Source organism: Rhodococcus sp. FG69 (assembly GCF_057808915.1).
On sequence record NZ_JBMDIX010000101.1, the window covers coordinates 1 to 1,426 of the forward strand.

The window sequence follows — 1,426 nt, forward strand, 5'->3', positions numbered from 1 at the left end:
TCGTAGGCATCGATCGCGGCGGCGATGATCGCGACGTCGGCGTAGACGGTCGGACCGGCCGGGGTGCCCGCATCGGTACGGTCGAGCCACCCGGTGTCAGCGGAAGCGGAAATGACTTCCTCTTTGTCGAGGAGGCTGAGCAGGAACGACTTGGTGGTCGTGCCGCCGTCGATGACGACGGTGGTCTCGCGTAGTGCGTTGCGCAGCCGCGCGAACGCTTCGCTACGGTCCCGGCCCCACGCGATGACCTTGGCGACCATCGAATCGTAATCGGGGGGAATGACATCGCCCTGAGCGATACCGGTATCGACGCGGATACCGGAACCGAGGGGGAACTTGAGCAGTTCCACACTGCCCGGTGCCGGAGCGAAACCATTGTCGGCGTCCTCGGCATTGAGGCGGGCTTCGACAGCATGACCGAACTCGGCCGGGCATTCGCCCTCGAGGGCGTCGCCGTCGGCGACGAGGATCTGCAGTTTGACCAGATCGATACCGGTGGTGAACTCGGTGATCGGATGCTCGACCTGCAGCCGGGTGTTGACTTCGAGGAACGTGAAGATCTTCTGCTCGGGCTGATACAGGTACTCCACCGTGCCCGCACCGGCATACCCGGCGGCACGCACCAGTTCGGCGGACACCGACCGCAGGTGATCGGCCTGCTCCTTGGTCAGCAGGGGCGAGGAGGATTCTTCGATGACCTTCTGGTTGCGGCGCTGGATCGAGCAGTCCCGCACACCCGGCGCCCACACATTGCCGTGATTGTCGGCGATGACCTGCACCTCGACGTGGCGGGCGTCGGTGACCAGACGTTCGATGAACACCACCGGGTCACCGAAAGAGCGTTCGGCTTCACCCTGAGTGCGCTCCAACGCCAATTCGAGTTCGTCCTCGGCGAAGACTTTGCGGATACCGCGGCCACCACCACCGGAGCGGGCCTTGATGATCAACGGATACCCGATCGCCGCAGCATGACGGCGGGCATCCGCGCGGGTCTGCACCGGGCCCCCCGACCACGGAGCGACCGGCACACCGACCTTCTCCGCCAACAATTTCGCTTCGACCTTGTCCCCCAACAGACGCATCGCCGCAGCAGAAGGCCCGATGAAGGTGATGTTCAACCGGGCCACGATATCGGCGAACTTCGGGTCCTCCGCCACGAAACCCCACCCCACCCACACCGCATCGGCACCCGACGCCACCAACGCCGCCTCGAGCACCCCGTAATCGAGATACGCCGACCCCACCTCCGGCTTGGCCAACGTCACAGCCTCATCAGCCTGACGAACGAACATCGCCCGCCGCTCAGCCTCGGTATGCAACGCCACCGTCCGAATGCCGTAGTCGTACTCGGCGTTGAGTTCCTTCACAGCCCTGATCAGGCGAACAGCCGCCTCACCCCTGTTGACTACTGCAATCCGCTTGAACA

1 protein-coding gene is annotated in these 1,426 nt (G+C 64.4%); it reads right to left on the reverse strand.

Annotated elements, in window-relative coordinates; genetic code table 11:
• Window positions 1–1,426 (reverse strand): acetyl-CoA carboxylase biotin carboxylase subunit (locus tag ACODSO_RS29140; protein WP_489040074.1); only part of this gene is annotated, 1,426 nt, incomplete at both ends.